General features: G+C 67.6%; 18 protein-coding genes and 1 tRNA gene. 4 read left to right on the top strand and 15 right to left on the bottom strand.

Annotation, left to right across the window (positions count from 1 at the left end; translation table 11 throughout):
• Positions 1–90: 90 nt before the first annotated feature.
• Positions 91–813, top strand: a complete 723-nt coding sequence (locus LC066_RS01485; RefSeq protein WP_224896240.1) for a hypothetical protein — start codon at positions 91–93, stop codon at positions 811–813.
• 75 nt (positions 814–888) lie between these two features.
• On the opposite strand, the gene LC066_RS01480 is transcribed toward LC066_RS01485, so the two are convergent.
• From LC066_RS01480 to LC066_RS01470, 3 genes are all read right to left on the bottom strand, one after another.
• Entirely contained in the window at positions 889–2,376 is a 1,488-nt protein-coding gene (locus LC066_RS01480) for a carboxypeptidase M32 (protein ID WP_224896239.1), read from the bottom strand.
• 1 nt (position 2,377) lies between these two features.
• A complete protein-coding gene (ctaA, locus tag LC066_RS01475) occupies positions 2,378–3,514 on the bottom strand; it encodes a heme A synthase (RefSeq protein WP_224896238.1) in 1,137 nt (378 codons plus the stop codon).
• Positions 3,515–3,610: 96 nt separating this feature from the next.
• Positions 3,611–4,345 carry an RNA methyltransferase gene (locus tag LC066_RS01470; protein ID WP_222480301.1) on the bottom strand — a complete coding sequence of 245 codons (735 nt, stop codon included), beginning with the start codon at positions 4,343–4,345 and terminating at the stop codon, positions 3,611–3,613.
• Between the two features lie 168 nt (positions 4,346–4,513).
• Between LC066_RS01470 and LC066_RS01465 the strand changes: the two genes are divergently transcribed.
• A complete protein-coding gene (locus LC066_RS01465; protein WP_224896237.1) occupies positions 4,514–5,131 on the top strand; it encodes a thiamine phosphate synthase in 618 nt (205 codons plus the stop codon).
• An 18-nt stretch (positions 5,132–5,149) separates the two neighbouring features.
• Here LC066_RS01465 and LC066_RS01460 read toward each other — a convergent pair whose 3' ends face one another.
• The 3 genes from LC066_RS01460 to LC066_RS01450 all read right to left on the bottom strand — a co-directional run bounded on the left by LC066_RS01460 (position 5,150) and on the right by LC066_RS01450 (position 7,116).
• Positions 5,150–5,989 carry a lysophospholipid acyltransferase family protein gene (locus tag LC066_RS01460; protein WP_224896236.1) on the bottom strand — a complete coding sequence of 280 codons (840 nt, stop codon included), beginning with the start codon at positions 5,987–5,989 and terminating at the stop codon, positions 5,150–5,152.
• Positions 5,990–5,993: 4 nt separating this feature from the next.
• Positions 5,994–6,770, bottom strand: a complete 777-nt coding sequence (locus LC066_RS01455; RefSeq protein ID WP_224896235.1) for a GNAT family N-acetyltransferase — start codon at positions 6,768–6,770, stop codon at positions 5,994–5,996.
• Positions 6,771–6,933: 163 nt separating this feature from the next.
• Positions 6,934–7,116 (bottom strand): DUF3553 domain-containing protein, encoded by a 183-nt coding sequence (locus LC066_RS01450; protein ID WP_085889965.1) that lies wholly within the window; start codon positions 7,114–7,116, stop codon positions 6,934–6,936.
• A gap of 39 nt (positions 7,117–7,155) precedes the next feature.
• On the opposite strand from LC066_RS01450, the gene LC066_RS01445 reads away from it, so the two are divergent.
• The gene (locus tag LC066_RS01445) at positions 7,156–7,761 is read left to right on the top strand and encodes a histidine phosphotransferase family protein (RefSeq protein ID WP_224896234.1); all 606 of its coding nucleotides are present in this window, start codon (positions 7,156–7,158) and stop codon (positions 7,759–7,761) included.
• Between the two features lie 102 nt (positions 7,762–7,863).
• On the opposite strand, the gene LC066_RS01440 is transcribed toward LC066_RS01445, so the two are convergent.
• The 8 genes from LC066_RS01440 to LC066_RS01405 form a co-directional block, all read right to left on the bottom strand.
• The gene (locus LC066_RS01440; RefSeq protein ID WP_224896233.1) at positions 7,864–9,129 is read right to left on the bottom strand and encodes a glutamate-5-semialdehyde dehydrogenase; all 1,266 of its coding nucleotides are present in this window, start codon (positions 9,127–9,129) and stop codon (positions 7,864–7,866) included.
• Positions 9,130–9,162: 33 nt separating this feature from the next.
• Positions 9,163–10,275, bottom strand: a complete 1,113-nt coding sequence (gene proB / locus LC066_RS01435) for a glutamate 5-kinase (protein ID WP_263624968.1) — start codon at positions 10,273–10,275, stop codon at positions 9,163–9,165.
• 11 nt (positions 10,276–10,286) lie between these two features.
• A complete protein-coding gene (gene obgE / locus LC066_RS01430) occupies positions 10,287–11,333 on the bottom strand; it encodes a GTPase ObgE (protein ID WP_222480289.1) in 1,047 nt (348 codons plus the stop codon).
• A gap of 49 nt (positions 11,334–11,382) precedes the next feature.
• Positions 11,383–11,997 (bottom strand): GNAT family N-acetyltransferase, encoded by a 615-nt coding sequence (locus LC066_RS01425; protein WP_224896232.1) that lies wholly within the window; start codon positions 11,995–11,997, stop codon positions 11,383–11,385.
• Between the two features lie 101 nt (positions 11,998–12,098).
• Positions 12,099–12,368, bottom strand: a complete 270-nt coding sequence (gene rpmA, locus LC066_RS01420) for a 50S ribosomal protein L27 (RefSeq protein ID WP_222480285.1) — start codon at positions 12,366–12,368, stop codon at positions 12,099–12,101.
• A gap of 27 nt (positions 12,369–12,395) precedes the next feature.
• Entirely contained in the window at positions 12,396–13,022 is a 627-nt protein-coding gene (locus tag LC066_RS01415) for a 50S ribosomal protein L21 (protein ID WP_224896231.1), read from the bottom strand.
• Between the two features lie 249 nt (positions 13,023–13,271).
• Positions 13,272–14,174 carry a hypothetical protein gene (locus tag LC066_RS01410; RefSeq protein ID WP_224896230.1) on the bottom strand — a complete coding sequence of 301 codons (903 nt, stop codon included), beginning with the start codon at positions 14,172–14,174 and terminating at the stop codon, positions 13,272–13,274.
• Between the two features lie 3 nt (positions 14,175–14,177).
• The gene (locus LC066_RS01405; protein WP_222480279.1) at positions 14,178–15,080 is read right to left on the bottom strand and encodes a DUF2059 domain-containing protein; all 903 of its coding nucleotides are present in this window, start codon (positions 15,078–15,080) and stop codon (positions 14,178–14,180) included.
• A gap of 271 nt (positions 15,081–15,351) precedes the next feature.
• Here LC066_RS01405 and LC066_RS01400 point away from each other — a divergent pair.
• A tRNA-Ser gene (locus tag LC066_RS01400) sits at positions 15,352–15,441 on the top strand.
• Positions 15,442–15,624: 183 nt separating this feature from the next.
• Here the strand turns inward: LC066_RS01400 and LC066_RS01395 are convergent.
• Entirely contained in the window at positions 15,625–16,509 is an 885-nt protein-coding gene (locus tag LC066_RS01395; protein WP_224896229.1) for a hypothetical protein, read from the bottom strand.
• Positions 16,510–16,559: the final 50 nt, after the last annotated feature.

The following is a 16,559-nucleotide window of genomic DNA, read 5'->3' as shown; positions in this document are numbered from 1 at the left end:
AAGGCTTGCCGACCCAGCCTCCACAGCGCGTCTGCGGCGCCTTTTTCACGATTGACCGGCCTCCACCGGACCAGAAACGGACCTTTAGCCATGTTCACAAGCCATATGTCGCGCGCTTCTCTCTCTGCCCTCGCCGCCCTGCCGGCCGCCGCGTTGCTCCTGTCGACCGCCCAACCGGCCCAGGCCCAGCTGACCCTGGACGGCACGTTGCGGCTGGAACTGGCCCATAACGAGGACACGTCGGTCAACACCAAGCGGTTCCGCGGCTCCTTCGACGGTCTGGTCTGGAACGACATGGGGCTGCAGCTCGACATCGGCGTCGGCAAGCATGAACACCACGAATCCACCCAACCCTCGGCCGCCCTGCACGGCTACTACCGCGTGGATGAGACCCTGTCCTACGGCGTCTTTCTCGCCGCCGAGGATCGTCGCCCGGGCAATTCCTACTTTTACGGGGCCGAGGTCGCCTATCAGGGTGATGCCTTCGGGATCGAGGCCTTTGCCGCCTACCGCGACGACATCGCCGAAAGCACCGATGGCGGCCGCTACGGGCTGGACGTGACCTATGCCCTGCCGACGGCGCCGCGCTGGACCCTGCTTGCGGGTGGCGTCAGCGATGATGGCGCGCCGGTCGAACAGGGCTTCGGCTACCTCGGTGCCCGCTACGAGGTCCGCGACGGGATCGACATCGGCATGACCGCCGGCAGCACCGACGACGGAGCAGGCATCGTCACCGCCCTGGCCACCTTCACCTTCGGCCGCGGCGCCACCTTCCGCGCCCGCGACACGATGGAGCTCTACCCCGGCTACTGACCCGGGCTTGCATCGCGACGACAAAGGGGCCGCAGCATCCGCGCGGCCCCTTTTTCTTGTCCCGGCCGTCGCCGCTCAGAGATCGTAGAGATCGCTGAACTTCGCCTCGATGTACTCCAGGAGCGGCCCCGCCGTGGGCGCTGTGCCGCAGGCCCGGGTGATGACCTCGCGCGGCTCGTAGAGCCCGCCATGGCGCTGCACGTTCTCGCGCAGCCAGTCGGTCGCCGGCGCCGTGATCCCCTTCGCCAGTTCCGCGTCCAGATCCGGCACATCCGCGCGCAACGCCTCGGCCAGGCAGCCAGCGTAGACATTGCCCAGGCTGTAGGTCGGGAAATAGCCGAACAGCCCCACCGACCAGTGCACGTCCTGCAGGCAGCCCAGCGAGGCACGCGGCACGGCATAGCCGAAGTCGGCCTCGAAGCGCTCGTTCCAGGCACCTTCCAGATCGGCCACCTTCAGATCGCCCGAGATCAACGCCCGTTCCAGGTCGAACCGCAGCATGACATGCAGGTTGTACTGCAACTCATCCGCCTCGGTCCGGATGAAGTCCTTCTGCACCCGGTTCACGGCGGCATAGAAGGCCTCGGGGCTGTCCACGCCGATATCGCCGAAATCGGCCCGCATCTGATCGTAGATCCAGCCGGTGAAGGCGCGCGAACGGCCCAACTGGTTCTCGTAGATCCGGCTCTGGCTTTCATGCACCCCCATCGACACACCCTGCCCCAGGGGCGTCAGCGCATAACCCGCGTCGATGTTCTGCTCATAGCAGGCGTGGCCGACCTCGTGGATGGTCGAGAAGAAGCAGTTGAAGGGGTCGTCCTCGGCGGTGCGGGTGGTGATGCGCACGTCTGCGCCCGAGCCGGAGCTGAAGGGATGCACCGCCTTGTCAATCCGGCCCCGGGTCAGATCGTAGTTGAAGGCCAGCGCCAGCTTGCGGGCAAAGGCCATCTGCGCCTCGGCGGGGAAGTCACCGGACAGCCCGGCGGGCTGCGGCTTCTCCAGGACCTTGCCCCGCAGATCGACGAGGCGCGGGCGCATCTCGGCGAACATCGCCTCCAGCTGAGTTGCGGTGGCGCCGGGTTCATAATCGTTCAGCAGGGCGTCATAGACATCCCCGCCAGCGGCAAGCGCCTGGCCCTCCTGCTGGCGCAGTTCGATCACCCGGGACAAGACCGGGGCGAAGGCGGCGAAATCATCGGCGGCACGGGCCTCGGCCCATTGCCCCTGCGCGACCGAGGTCACGCGGGCCAGCTCGGCGGCCAAGTCCGCGGGGATCTTGCGGCTGCGGTCGTAATCGCGGCTGATGTGGCGCAGCTTGGCGGCATCCGCCTCGCTCATCTCGGCGCCCTCGCAGGCGCCCAGCCAGTCGCCCAGCCGGGGATCGGTCCGGCGCGCGTGCAGCACGGCCTCCATCGCCGCCATCTCCTCGCCACGCTGGTCCGCGGCGCCACGGGGCATCACGGTTTCCTGGTCCCAGCCCAGGCGGCCTGCGACCTGCGCCAGGGCTTCGGTCTGTTTCTGATAGGCCAGAAGCTCGGCCAGGGGGGTATTCGTCTGGGTCATCTCAGCCTCGGACACTGGTGGCAACGGGATAGGCGGCGGCGAAGCGGGCGCGCAGGATCAGCACCCACAGCAGCACCGCGACGACCTGGTGAGTGATCGCCACGTGCAGGTGTGCTGCGGTCATGACGGCGGCCACGCCCAGGGCCACCTGGCCCCAGAGGGCGATATAGGCCGCGGTGAAAGCGCGCCGCGTGGCCGGGTTCGCGCTGCGCCGCCCCCGCAGGAAGGCCACGGTGCCGAAAATCAGCAGCAGGTAGCCGGACATGCGGTGGATGAACTGCACCAGGCCGGGGTTTTCCAGGAAGTTGCGCCAGACCGGCTCGATGTCGAAGGCATAGGGCGGGAAGAACTGCCCGCCCATGGTCGGCCAGTCGGTGAAGGACCGCCCGGCGTCGATGCCCGCCACCAGCGCGCCCAGCAGGATCTGCAGGAAGGCGAAATGCATCCAGCCGGTGGCCAGGCCGAACTGTTTCGCCTCGCGCACGCGGCGGGCCTGCATCAGGTCGCGTTCCTCGCGGCTCAACAGGAAGACATACCAAGCGATGGTACCCAGGATCGCGAAGGCCAGGCCGAGGTGCACCGCCAGCCGGTAGGAGGCGACGCTCAGCATCCCTTCCCCGAGGCCCGAGGAGACCATCCACCAGCCGATGGCACCCTGTGCGCCGCCCATGGCCCCGATCAGGACCGAGCGTTTCACCCAGCCCGCCGGCATCCGGCCCGAGACCCAGAAGCCCAGGAACCCGATCGCCCAGACCAGCCCGATGGCACGGCCCAGCTGGCGGTGGCCCCATTCCCACCAGTAGATCTGCTTGAAGTCCGACAGCTCCATCCAGGAGTTCATCTCGGTGAACTGCGGGATCTGCTGGTAGAGGGCGAATTCCGCCTCCCAGTCAGCCTGGGTCATCGGCGGCAGGGCACCCGACAGGGGTTTCCACTCGGTGATCGACAGCCCGCTGTCGGTCAGCCGCGTCAGCCCGCCCACCACGATCATCACGGCGACCATCAGGAAGAGGACGATCAGCCAGGCGCGCAATCCCTTGCGCGATCCCCGGCGCCCGGCGTCGATGCCACCCTTGCGGATCTCGGGGCGCGCGTCGTCGCTGCCCACCTCTTCAAAAATGCTGCGTTTCTCGCTCATGCGGCCCTCGCTGGCTCTGATTGGCCGGCGGACCCTAGCCCCGGGCGCACCCGGGGGCAAGACGGCGCAGGGGCGCAGAGAGCGACTGCGGGCTGCTCAGTCGCCGCGTTCCTTCCAGCGCACCATCTGGCGCAGGATGCCGTGCATCATCTGCACGTCGGGCCGGGTCAGCGGCATGCGCGACCAGAAGTTGCGCAGCACCAGCTTCATCCCCTCGGCCTTGGTCTCGGGGAAGAAGAACCCGGCCTCTTCCAGCCGCCCCTCGTAGTGATCCGCCAGCTTCTCGATCTCGATCTGGCTGGCCCAGTCGGCCCCGGCCATCTCCATCCGCTCGGCCTCGATGTCGACAGCCTGGCGGCGCCATTCATAGGCCGTCAACAGCACGCATTGCGCCAGGTTGAGGGAGGCGAACTCGGGGTTCACCGGCACATTGATGATGGCGTTGGCCTTGGCGATGTCGTCGTTCTCCAGCCCGGCCCGTTCCGGACCGAACAGAACGGCCACCTTTTCGCCCGCCAGGATCTTCTCCCGTGCGATCTCCATCGCGCGTTCGGGCGTCACCACGGGTTTCGTCAGGCCCCGGGCCCGGGCTGTGGTGGCGAAGACGTAGGAGCAATCCTCCAGCGCCTCGGCGGTTGTCTCGCACAGCTTCGCCTCGTCCAGCAGGCGGCCGGCGCCGGAGGCCATGGCCACTGCCTTCGGGTTGGGCCAGCCGTCGCGCGGGCTGACCAGGCGCATCCGGTCGAGGCCGAAATTCCACATCGCCCGCGCGGCTCCGCCGATGTTTTCCCCCATCTGGGGGCGGACAAGCACGAAAGCGGGTTGCGACATGGGTCAGGCTCCTTGAAAGACTGGCCCCTCCTAGACGCGCCGGGCAGCGCTGTCGAGGCCCCTGCCCCCCGGCAAGCCCGCACAGGTCCGGCCTGCTGCGCCGTCGCAATCCCTTTGCACCAGCGCCGGTGGCACGCTATATCGGCCCGAAACGTGAGAGGCCCCGGAATGTCCCAGGAAGAGCAGCCGCAGATCTATCTGATTTCCCCGCCGGAATTCGACCTGATGGAATTCCCCGATCGCCTGGCCGCGGTGCTGGACGCGCAGGAGGTCGCCTGCGTGCGCCTGACCCTGGCCAGCCACGACGAGGATCGCATCTGTCGCGCCGCCGATGCCCTGCGCGAAGTGACGACGCCGCGCGACGTGGCGCTGGTGATCGACCGGCATATCGTGCTGGCCGAACGCCTTGGGCTCGACGGGGTGCACCTGGATGACGGCGCGCGGTCGGTCCGCAAGGCCCGCAAGGCGCTTGGCGCGGATGCCATCGTCGGGGCCTTCTGCGGCACCTCCCGGCATGAGGGCATGAACGCGGGCGAAGCGGGCTGTGACTACATCTCCTTCGGGCCTGCCGGCGCCACTGCGCTGGCCGATGGCGAAACCGCCGATTTCGAGATCTTCGAATGGTGGTCGCAGATGATCGAACTGCCCGTGGTCGCCGAAGGCGGGCTCAGCCCCGAGGTCGTGGCGCGCCTTTCGCCCGTCACCGATTTCTTCGGCGTGGGCGAAGAGATCTGGCGCGAAGACGACGCCGTCGCGGCGCTGAAGGCTCTGACCGACCGCTTCTGATCCCGGACAAGGGGCGCCTCAGGCGTCCTTTTGCCAATCCCAGGGCATGGCGCTGCGCACACGCCGTTCGCATTCGGCCGCCAGCGCCTTGCGGTCAGTGAAATCGGCCACGGCCAGCGGCGGGTGATAGATCACCTCGACCCCGCCCTGGCGCTTCGCCCCGAAGATCTTCAGGAAGCTCGCGCCGAAGTCCATGTCGCCCCACCATCCGTAGAATCGCGGCTCCTCTCCTTCAGGCGCGCGGTACAGCAGCGTCACCGGCTGCACGTGGCAGAAGTCCCGCAGCTCCGGCGCGAAGAAGGCGGCAAACAGCGTGGTCTTGAAGGGCAGCACCCGCTTGCCGTCGGTCGAGGTGCCCTCGGGGAAGAACATCAGCCGCTGACCGGCGCGCAGCCGGTTCAGGAAGACGTCTTGCTGGGCCTTCGCATCGCCACGCTTGCGGGTGATGAACACGGTGCCGGCGGCCCGGGCGAGAAAGCCGATGCCGGGCCAGCTGCGGACCTCGGATTTCGAAACGAAGAAGACCGGGCGCGGCGCTGACAGGGTGAAGATGTCCAGCCAGCTGACATGGTTCGACACTATCGCGCCGCGTTCGCGCATCGGCGTGCCGGTGACCTTCAGCCGTATGCCCGACAAGCGGAAGAAGGCCCGGCAGACCTGGCGCTGGAAGATCGGCGTGACGGGGCGGCGCAGCCCGCACAGCGCGCGCTCGACCAGGCGCACCAGCAGCAGCAAGGCGAGGCACAGCAGAAGGAACAGCGCCAGCGGCCCGGCGCGGCGCGCGATGCGCCACTTCGCGGCGCCGTCCAGCGGCGGTGGCGGTGCGGGCGGCTCGGGCGCGTACCAGGTGGCGCTCATGTCCTCAGCCCTCGCGCCGGAACAGGCGGCTCTGCTTTTCGTTCAGCAGCTGCGTGTCCAGCACCAGGCAGACGTCCACGGTGTTGAAGGCATAGTCGATGTAGGCGCCTTCGCCGACGAAGCCGCCGAGCTTCAGGTACCCCTTGATCAGCGCCGGCACGGCGCGCATCGCCGCGACACGGTCCAGCTCGCCCTCGGCGATCAGGTCCATCCGCTGATAGGAGTCTTCCAGAGCGCGCACGCGCAGGGCCTCGGGCGCCAGGTGGCGGGCATGCAGGGCCGACAACGGCCCGGCCAGCGCCTCGACATCCGTGCCATGGAAGGACGCCACACCGAAGAGCACCTCGATCCCGCGCTCGATCACGTAGTCGGCCAGGGCGGCCCACATGTGCATCATCGCCGCCCCGCCACGGTAATCTGCGTGCAGGCAGGAGCGGCCCAGTTCCAGCAACTTGCGCCCCGAGGCGATCAGCTTCGACAGGTCGTATTCATCGGCGGAATAGAACTGGCCAATCCGTGCCGCAGCGTCATCTGTCAGCAGGCGGTAGACGCCCACGACCTGCTCGCGCAGCGGTCCAGGGCGGGCGTGGTCGATCAGCAGCAGGTGATCGAAATGCGGATCGAAACGGTCCCGCTCCAGCTCCGCCGTATGGTCGACCATGGCGCCGCTGCCACCCAGTTCCTCGACGAAGACCTTGTAGCGCAGGTGCTGCGCCGCGCGCAGGTCCTCCTCGCTCGCGGCCAGGCGGGTCTCGAACTGCGGGGCGGCGGTCTGGGTCATGAGGGGCGCTTGGGTCCTGCGGTCATCCTGTCGGGTCGGGCATGTCCCAACCTTGCGGCGTTGTAGGCAAGAGGGGCGATACAGGCAAGCGCGGGCACGTAGCTCTTTGGTCTTTCGGCGCAACCCTGGCCTGTATTAACCTCCTGTATACCACTTAACGGTTTCAGTGGTCGAAGACCGGGATCAGCGCGATTCTGGACCCGTCGATGACGATCTTGCCGGCCTCGGGGAAGTTCACCGTGATCCGGCCGCCGATGTTCGATTGCACCTGCCCCGTGCCCCAGTCGGGTTCCATGGGATGGCGCACGAGCATGCCAGGTTCCAGCAGGGCGTTCAGATCGGACATGGCGGGGCTTTCGACAGTCAGGGTAAAGGGTATGTCACATTGCAGTCTACGCATCTTCTCGCCTCGCTCATAGGGTCGCGGATCTGTCACGACCTGATTTCTCCGGTCGGCGCGATCCAGAACGGTCTGGAACTGCTGTCGCTGGAAGGTGCGGCGCAGGGGCCGGAAATGGGCCTGATCTCCGACTCGGTCTCCGCCGCCTCCGCCAAGATCCGCTTCATGCGGATCGCCTTCGGCCTGGCCGGCGAGGGACAGCGCATCGGTTCGCGGGAGGTGTCGGACCTGCTCGACGATCTCAGCCGGTCGGGGCGGCAGACTTACGACTGGACGCCGACCGGCGATTTCCAGCGCCGCCGCATCCAGGAGGTCTTCCTGGCGCTGCTCTGCCTGGAAAGCGCCATGCCTCATGGCGGCGTGATCTCGGTCACCCGGCCCGATAACGACCCCACAGGGTGGGAGGTTTCGGGCCCGGCGCGCAGCACGCGCCCCGATCCGGAGCTGTGGCAGATCCTTGCCAGCGGTGAAGGCACCGAGACGGTCATGCCCGCCCATGTGCAGTTCGCCCTGCTGCCCTCGCTGGTGGCCGAACGGCACGGGCAGATCACCGTCACCGAACAGGGCGACAGCCTGACCCTGCAGTTCTGATCCCCTGCTGCGACAAGGGCCCCGCCGTGGCGAGGCCCCTGCCCGATCCTTGTCTCTGGCGGCCCGTCTCTTTCCGGGCTTCCCTCCGAGGCCGGCCCGCGCCTAGGCGCGGGTCGTGCCGTCTCCGGTCACCAGATACTTGAACGAGGTCAGCTGCTCCGCCCCCACGGGGCCTCGGGCATGCATCTTGCCGGTGGCGATGCCGATCTCCGCGCCCATGCCGAACTCGCCGCCATCGGCGAACTGGGTGGAGGCATTCCACATCAGGATGGCACTGTCGACGCGCTGGAAGAAGCGTTCCGCGACCTCCGGATCCTCGGTGATGACACCCTCGGTGTGGCTCGACGAATGCTTGCGGATATAGGCGATGGCATCGTCCACGTCATCCACCACGCGGGCCGCGACGATGCTGTCGAGGTATTCACGGCCCCAGTCGTCCTCCTCGGCGGCGGAAATGCCCGGCAGCTTCGACAGCTCGGCATCGCCGCGCACCTCGACGCCCTTTTCGGCCAGCGCGCGCAGCACGCCCTGCCCGATCGTCGCCACCACGTCGCGGTGGATCAGCAGGCATTCCACGGCGCCGCAGATGCCCGTGCGCCGGGTCTTGGCGTTCAGCACCACGTCCAGCGCCTTCTGCGGATCAGCGGCCTTGTCGATGTAGATATGCACGATGCCTTCGAGGTGGGCAAAGACCGGCACCCGCGCCTCGCGCTGCACCAGCCCCACGAGGCCCTTGCCGCCCCGGGGCACGATCACGTCGATGTAGTCGGTCGCCGTCAGCATCTCGCTCACCGCCGCGCGGTCCCGGGTCGGCACCAGCTGGATCGAGGCCTCGGGCAGACCCGCGGCGCGCAACCCTTCCAGCAGACAGGCATGGATGGCACGAGAGCTGTGGAAGCTCTCGGAGCCGCCGCGCAGGATCACCGCATTGCCGGCTTTCAGGCAGAGCGCGCCGGCATCCGCCGTCACGTTAGGGCGGCTTTCGTAGATCACGCCGACGACGCCAAGGGGCGTGCGCACGCGGCGGATCTTCAGCCCCGTGGGCTGTTCCCACTCGGCGATCACCTCGCCCACCGGGTCGGCCTGGGCTGCGATGGCGCGCAGGCTGTCGACGATGCCCTTGATGCGCGTCTCGTCCAGCTTCAGCCGGTCCATCATGGCCGGCGTCAGGCCCTTGTCTTCCCCGAATTTCAGGTCATCGGCATTGGCAGCGATGATATCGGCGCGCGCGGCCCAGACCGCGTCGGCGGCAGCCTCCAGCGCCTTGGCCTTGGCCTCGGCGGGGGCGAAGGCCAGCTCGGCGGCGGCGTCCTTGGCGGCCCGGCCGATGCCGGTCATCACTTCTTCGATCGTCAGGGTGTCGTTCATCCCGTCCTCCTTGGGCGGCGGCGCCTGCGGCGGTCAGCCTGCCCGTGCAAACAAAGTCATGTCGTCACGATGGACCAGCGCGGCCCGGCCCGGATAGCCGAGGATCTCCTCGATCTCTCCGCTTTGGTGGCCGGCCAGCGCGCGGGCTTCTTCCGCCGTGTAGCGGGTCAGGCCCTGGCCCAGGAAGATCCCGCCTGGGCCGAGGATTTCGACGGGCTCGCCCCGGCCGAAGACACCCTCCACGCCGGTGACACCCGCAGGCAGCAGGGACCGACCTCTTTCCAGCGCGCCGACCGCGCCCGCATCCACGATGATCCGCCCCTGCGGTTTCATCGACCCAATCCACCCCTTGCGGGCATGGGCCGGATCGCCCTCGGCGGTGAACCAGGTGGCGGTTTCGCCTTCGGCCAGCCGCGCCAGCGGGTTCATCCGCGAGCCCAGGGTGATCGCCATGGCACAGCCCGCGCCGGTGGCGGTCTTGGCGGCCATCAGCTTCGTCTTCATGCCTCCCTTCGACAGGCCGGAGCCCGCGTCACCCGCCATCGCCTCGATCTCGGGGGTGATGCGCTCGACCACGTCGAAACGGCGGGCGGTCTCATCCTCGTTCGGATTGGCGGTATAGAGACCATCCACATCCGACAGCAGCACCAGGTGGTCCGCGCCCACGGTCACGGCGACCTGCGCCGCCAGGCGGTCGTTGTCGCCATAGCGGATCTCATCCGTGGCGATCGTGTCGTTTTCGTTCACGATCGGCACGGCACCGAAGCCCAGCAAGGTTTCCAGCGTGTTGCGCGAATTCAGGTAGCGGCGGCGGTTGGCGCTGTCTTCCAGCGTCACCAGCACCTGCGCCACAGTGATGCCGTGGCTGCGCAAGGCCCGGTCATAGGCCGCGGCCAGGCCGATCTGGCCCACGGCCGCAGCGGCCTGGGCCTGTTCCAGCGCCAGGTTGCCAAGGCCCAGCCCCAGCACCCCGCGGCCAAGCGCGATGGAGCCGGAGGAGACCAACACGACTTCGGTCCCCTGCGCCTTCAGCGCCGCCACGTCATCGCAGAGCGATTGCAGCCACCGCGCCTTCAGCTCTCCGGTGGCGGCGTCGACCAACAGGGCCGAGCCAATCTTCACCACCAGGCGGCGCGCGCCTGCCATCGAAGGGGTCGTCAGGGATGCCACGGCGCATCCTCCTCATCGCCGCCCTCTTCCTTCTTGCGGCGCAGGCGATCCTCGTCGATCTGGGCCCGCAGGGCGCGCAGTACCTCTGTCACCCCTTCGCCCGAGGCGCCGGACATGAACATCACCGGCCCGCCGGTGACTTCCTCCAGAAACTCGCGCTGCATCTCGCGCAGCTCCTCATCCAGGGCATCGACCTTGTTCAGCACGGTCACCCGCGGCTTGTCGGCCAGGCCTTCGCCATAGGCCTCGATCTCGTTCACGATGGTCTGGTAATCCTCGGCCACCTCGTTGGCGGTGGCGTCGATCAGGTGCAGCAGCACGGCGCAGCGTTCCACATGGCCCAGGAACAGGTCCCCCAGACCGCGGCCCTCGCTGGCCCCTTCGATCAGGCCAGGGATGTCGGCCACGACAAACTCCACCCCGTCGACGCCGACGACGCCCAGGTTCGGGTGCAGCGTGGTGAAGGGATAGTCCGCGACCTTGGGCCGGGCGTTGGACGTCGCGGCGAGGAAGGTCGACTTGCCGGCATTGGGCAGGCCCAGCAGGCCAACGTCCGCCAACAGCTTCAGCCGCAGCCAGATCGTCCGTTCCACGCAGTCCTGGCCGGGGTTGGCGCGGCGCGGCGCCTGGTTGGTCGAGGTCTTGAAATGGGCGTTGCCAAAGCCGCCGTTGCCGCCCTTGGCCAGCACGACGCGCTGGCCGACCTCGGTAAGGTCGGCGATCACCGTTTCTTCGTCGTCTTCCAGGATTTCGGTGCCCACGGGCACGCGCAGGATGATGTCGTCACCATCCCGGCCCGTAGACAGGCGGCCCATGCCGCCCTGCCCGTTCTGGGCGAAGAAATGCTGCTGGTAGCGGAAGTCGATCAGGGTGTTCAGCCCTTCGACCGCCTCGGCGATCACGTCACCGCCGCGTCCGCCATTGCCGCCGTCGGGCCCACCGTATTCGATGAACTTCTCACGCCGGAACGAGATGCACCCGTTCCCGCCTGCGCCCGAGCGAATGTAGACCTTTGCGAGATCGAGGAATTTCATGGTTCTTTCCCTGCCGCAAAGGTCGCTCTATCTCAGGCGGGCCGGCGGCTCAATCGAGTTTTCTGATATAGGTCCAGGTCGCCACCTTGGCGCCCCGTGCCACCGAGAAGGCCTCGGCGTCTCCCACGTATTCGAACCCGGTCTTGGTCAGCACGCGGGCTGCACCGGGATTGTCCTGAAAGACGGTGGCGAAATAGGTCCGGTCCCCCAGCGGGTTCGCCGCCACCAGTGCCTCAACCGCGGCCGAGGCCGCATTGCCGTTCCACCAGCTTGGCGCGACCCAGTAGCCGATTTCGCTCTGCCCGCCGTCCATGCGTTTCAGGCTGATGACGCCCTTGAAGTCCGCCCCGCCCTCGGCGGAGGCATCCATCGCCCAGATCACCTCGCGTGGCGAGGGTTTCAGGGCCCGGGCCACGAAACTGTCCGTCGTGCCCGGCGGCAGCGGGTGCGGGACCGAGGTGGTCATCTCGGCCACCCGCGCATCGCTGGCGTAGAATTCGATCATCCCCGCATCGGCGTAGGTCAGCGGACGCAGCACCATGCCATCGGCCTCGATGACCGGCTGGTCGAATGCCTCCGCGTCGCCTGCGGCCTTGCGATCCGCGGCGGCGATCATCGCGCTGCTGCGCGATTTCAACGGATCCTTGATGTCTGCGTCGTCCATGGGGGTGCTCCTCTCAGGGTCGGGCCCCTTTCACCACCGAAACGGCAAAGGGGACCGGCTGCTTGCCGATCCCCTTAAAGTCTGTCGCGAGGGCAGTCGGCTTACTCGGCGGCCTCGGCCACTGGCAGAACCGAAATGAAGGTCCGGCCTTTCAGGCCCTTGTGGAACTTCACGGCGCCATCTTCGGTGGCGAAGATCGTGTGATCCTTGCCCATGCCGACGCCTTCACCGGGGTACCATTTGGTGCCGCGCTGACGTGCGATGATGTTACCGGCCAGAACGGCTTCGCCGCCGAACTTCTTGATCCCGAGGCGGCGGCCCGCGGAGTCGCGACCGTTGCGGGAAGAACCGCCAGCTTTCTTGTGTGCCATCTTGCGTGTCTCCTGTTAACGGGGCCCTTACTGGGCCAGTTCCTTGGCTTCGGCGACCCAGTTGTTCGACTGAGCCTTGCCCTTGAACGCGTCATCGAGGGCTTCGATGTCGGCGTCGGTCCAGGCAGCGATCTGGGCGAAGGAGGTGATGCCGGCGGCAACCAGCTTCTTCTCCAGTGCGGGGCCCACGCCCGAGAGCTTCTTCAGGTCGTCAGCGCCGGCGGCTGCTTCGGCCTTCGGTGCTGCGGCCTTCTTCTCGGCCTTGGGGGCCGGAGCGGCAGCGGCGACACCGTCGATCGAGCCGGCACCAACAGCGGCTTTCACGCCGGACTTGTCCGCGCCTTCGGCCAGGATCTCGGTGATCTTCAGCAGGGTCAGCTGCTGACGGTGACCCTTGGTGCGCTTGGAAGAGTGCTTCCGGCGGCGCTTGACGAAGTTGATGACCTTGTCGCCCTTGATCTGGTCGATGACCTCGGCCTGGACGGCGGCGCCGGCCACGAAGGGCGCGCCCACGGTGACCTTGTCGCCACCGAGCATCAGAACGTCGTTGAACTGGATTTTCTCGCCGGCGTCAGCCGCCAGCTTCTCGACGCGCAGCAGGTCGCCAGACTGGACCTTGTATTGCTTGCCGCCGGTTTTCAGAACCGCAAACATGTGCTCTTCCTTTTTCTGTCGCGTCCTGCGGCCCCCTGCATCGGGTGTTCCTGACCGGGCCCTGCCCGCTCGCCTTCGAACTGCGCGCCCTCTCTCGGGCGAAATTGAAACGCCCGGCAGGGTACGAGACCCGCCGGGATGGGCGCTATATCGAGGCAAGTGTCCTGCTTGTCAAGCCTTGCGTCCCTTCCCCATCGGGAAATCCAGTCCCGCGGGCGCCTGTCGTCAGGCCGGGAGGATCCACGCGGATCAAAGCTCCTCGCCACTCAGCAGGGTCGACACCCCGCGACCGAGTGCACGGTAGAGATCATTGTAGAGCACACCGTAGGCTTCGAACAGGGCCGCATTCAGCCGCTGACCCTCGGGGCTGCGGACCAGGGCGAGGTAGTCGTCCAGGGCCGCATCCGGCACATCCTGGTAGGCATAGGTCAGGAAGGCGCGCAGCCAAAGCTCGATGTCCAGCCGCGCCGCCTCCTCCTGCTGCCAGACATCGGCCAAGATCTCCTCCTCGGTCATGGTGTAGGCGCCGCCGTCCATCAGGCCGAGGTAGAAGTGGTAATTCGCGGTCAGCACGCCGCCGAGGTTCATCTCGATCAGGTCGCCGGCCTCGACGTAGGCGCCGACCGCCGCGTAGAGGTCCGGCTCCTCCACCCGCGCGATCTCGGCATCGCGGCCAGCTTCCGTCTCGACCTCGGGATCCAGGAAATCACGCCGCGCGCCCAGTTCTGCGCGCACGATACGCTGCGCCGGCGGGCTGTCGTAATAGGCGACCAGATGGTCCAGCTGCCAGGGCGCCGCCTCGCCCAGGCGCCGGACGAAGGCGCGACGCATCACGCGATTCATGCGCTCCGTGTCGTAGATCCGGGTGGCCATGTCGTGAAAGGCGGGCGTGGCGGGCGCGTCCAGGTAGTCCTCGGCCAGTTGCTCGCTCATCCGCAGGCCCTCGGCCCGCATGGTGTCGACCAGGCGCGGCAGGCCCATCAGGTCATAGATACGGTCGGCCTCGGCCCGGCCAGGCGCCAACACACGCGCCTCCTCGGCCACTTCCGCGCCTCCCGGCGCCGGTGGCGCGACAGGCACGCCCGTCCCGGCCCCCGCGGCCCACGGCCAGAGGCCGCAGAGCAGCGGCGCCAGGAGGGCGCGCGTGCGCATCGATCAGAGCTCCTGGCCCGGCTGTGCGCCTTCCAGCAGGCCAGCCGCAGTCTCGAAACGGTCCGCCATCACCTCGTATTGCACCGCGTTCATCAGCTCGTAGACACGCTGCATCCCCGGATCCTCCAGCGCCTCGGCATAGGCGTCGATCTCTTCGGTGGTGAAATCGCGATAGGTCCAGGCGGCATGGGCCACGGCGTCCTGCGAGCCGTTGTCCGATTGCATCTCGCGGAACTGCTGGGTGATCAGGTCGCGCAGCGCCTCGTCGCCAACGCGCAACTCAATCACCCCGGCGTCGCGCGCAGCGATCATGAAGCGGGTCTGCACCTCGGCCATGGCCGCAACCCCGTCCGAGGTATCGTCCAGCGCCGACACCAGCCGATCCAGCGCGGCGATGCGATCGACCTCGCGTTCCTCGATCAGATGCGCCAGCAGCGCATCCGACAGCTCCGGCCGGTCCTCGCTTTCATCCATGTGCGAGGCATTCTCCACCTCGACCAGGCGACGGCCCAACTCGCTGCCGTAGAATTCATGAGCGGTCCGGATCGCCTCCTCGTCCAGCGTGTCCTGCAACATGGTCACCGCCATCTCCTGCATCTGCGCCGGATCGAAGACCGGGGCCGCCATCAGGTTCCAGACGGTGGCAAAGCCCGGATCGTCGAGCCCCAGCATCGCCGGGCCACGATCCGACGACAGCGAGATCGAATCGATGGCCGCATCGAATCCCGTCACGGTCAGGAAATCGCGCACCTCCTCGCGGCTGGCGGCCCGTCCCGGCAGGGCCAGGCTCAGCACCAGCGCCAGGGCCAGCAGCAAGCTCAGGATCGGGGCGCGCAGGTCCGGCATCTTCCGCGTCGCGGCCACGGCACGCGAGCGCGGGGCGCGATCTCTCTGGGGATAGGTCATCCGGTCACTCCTCATATGGTCTTCTTCAGAATGAGGCCCGACGGAGAAGAATTTCAAGGGCCGGCGCGGTCACGTCCCCGCGCGCGACGGGATCCGCCGATGGCCCACAGGACAAGGCCCCGAAGACATGGGCGGCGGGATCCGGCATGCCCCGGCATCGGCCGTCGGCGCGCCCTCCCGGCCAAGCTTATGACATTTCTGCCCTCCGGCGATGAAAACCCCTCTTGAACCCCCCGGAATTTCTCTTTAGACGGCCCTCCACGACCCCCGCGGAGAGGTGCCGGAGTGGTCGAACGGGGCGGTCTCGAAAACCGTTGACCCTTCACGGGGTCCCAGGGTTCGAATCCCTGTCTCTCCGCCACTATTCCCAAGAGAACAGTGCCCAAAGCCCCCGCAAGGGGGTGTCGGCACGTTCTTTTCGGTCTGGCCCGCCGGGCCTAGGAACCGGGCATCGCGACCAATCCTACGATCACCCTGGCGAGCGCGCGCAACGCGCCCGGACGCCCGCTTCGGTCGTGGGCCGTGCATCCGGGCCCGGATCCTCTCAGCCCGGTCCTGTCAGCATCCACTCATGCGGACCGCCGCGCAGGGCCGCCGCCACGGCGTCGAAATTGCCGATCAGCGAAGACAGGGGTTCCGGGTTCATCTTGAGGTTTCCGGGCAGCGAATCCACCGACAGCGGCGCCAAGATTCGCCCCGCCAGGTCCGTGACCGCGGGCGCAAAGAGGCCCTCGGGCGTGAACATCTCCTCGTAGTCCAGCCGCGCCGCCCCCGGCCCCGCCGCCAGCATCCGGGCCACGCGGACATCCTGAGCCTCCAGCCGGGCGATGACGTTCAGAACCTCCTCGGGGTCCAGCTCCAGCCGTGGCTTTTCCGCCAACAGCTGATGGTCCTTCTCCGCCGACCAGCGACCGGTGGCGATGGAGATCTGCTCCGACACATGCACCCTCAGCTTGTTGCGCCGCACGATATGAACCACATGCGCGCCCTGCTCGCGCATGAATCGCATGAGGAAGGGCGACTGCGCATCCACGTCCTCGCGCGCGGGGATCAGGTTCAGGCCGAAGTATTTCACGTCGAGCGCGATCGGCCGCCCGCCGGCGACCCGCCGCAGCTCGCCCACGAACTGGCGAAAGACGGTGGGGTGGGTCTGCGGATGAACAAAGCGCGGTTCCTCGGCGATCCGGTCGCGCAGGTAGGCGTAGAACCGATGCTTCGGCGCCAGATCGCCATGAAATATCTCATCGGCATTCATCGCGCCGGCGCGCACCAGAAGGTTGCGGAAGACGGTGGTGCCGCTGCGTTGGCGCCCGATGATGAAGACAAGATCGCGGCCTGCGCCGCCGTCCCGTGCGGGCTGAACCTCCGGAGCCACGACGCCTGCGGTCTGTCCCCCTGCCACCGGCTGCGCGGCCTGGGCCTGCGTCAACGTGCTCTCCCCCGGCGCCACCCATTGCTGCGCCGGGGATCGGGACGGGC

The sequence above is a fragment of the Pseudooceanicola marinus genome (assembly GCF_020177265.1).
GTDB classification, from domain to species: domain Bacteria; phylum Pseudomonadota; class Alphaproteobacteria; order Rhodobacterales; family Rhodobacteraceae; genus Pseudooceanicola; species Pseudooceanicola marinus_A.
This window is presented reverse-complemented; position numbering and strand designations above follow the sequence as displayed.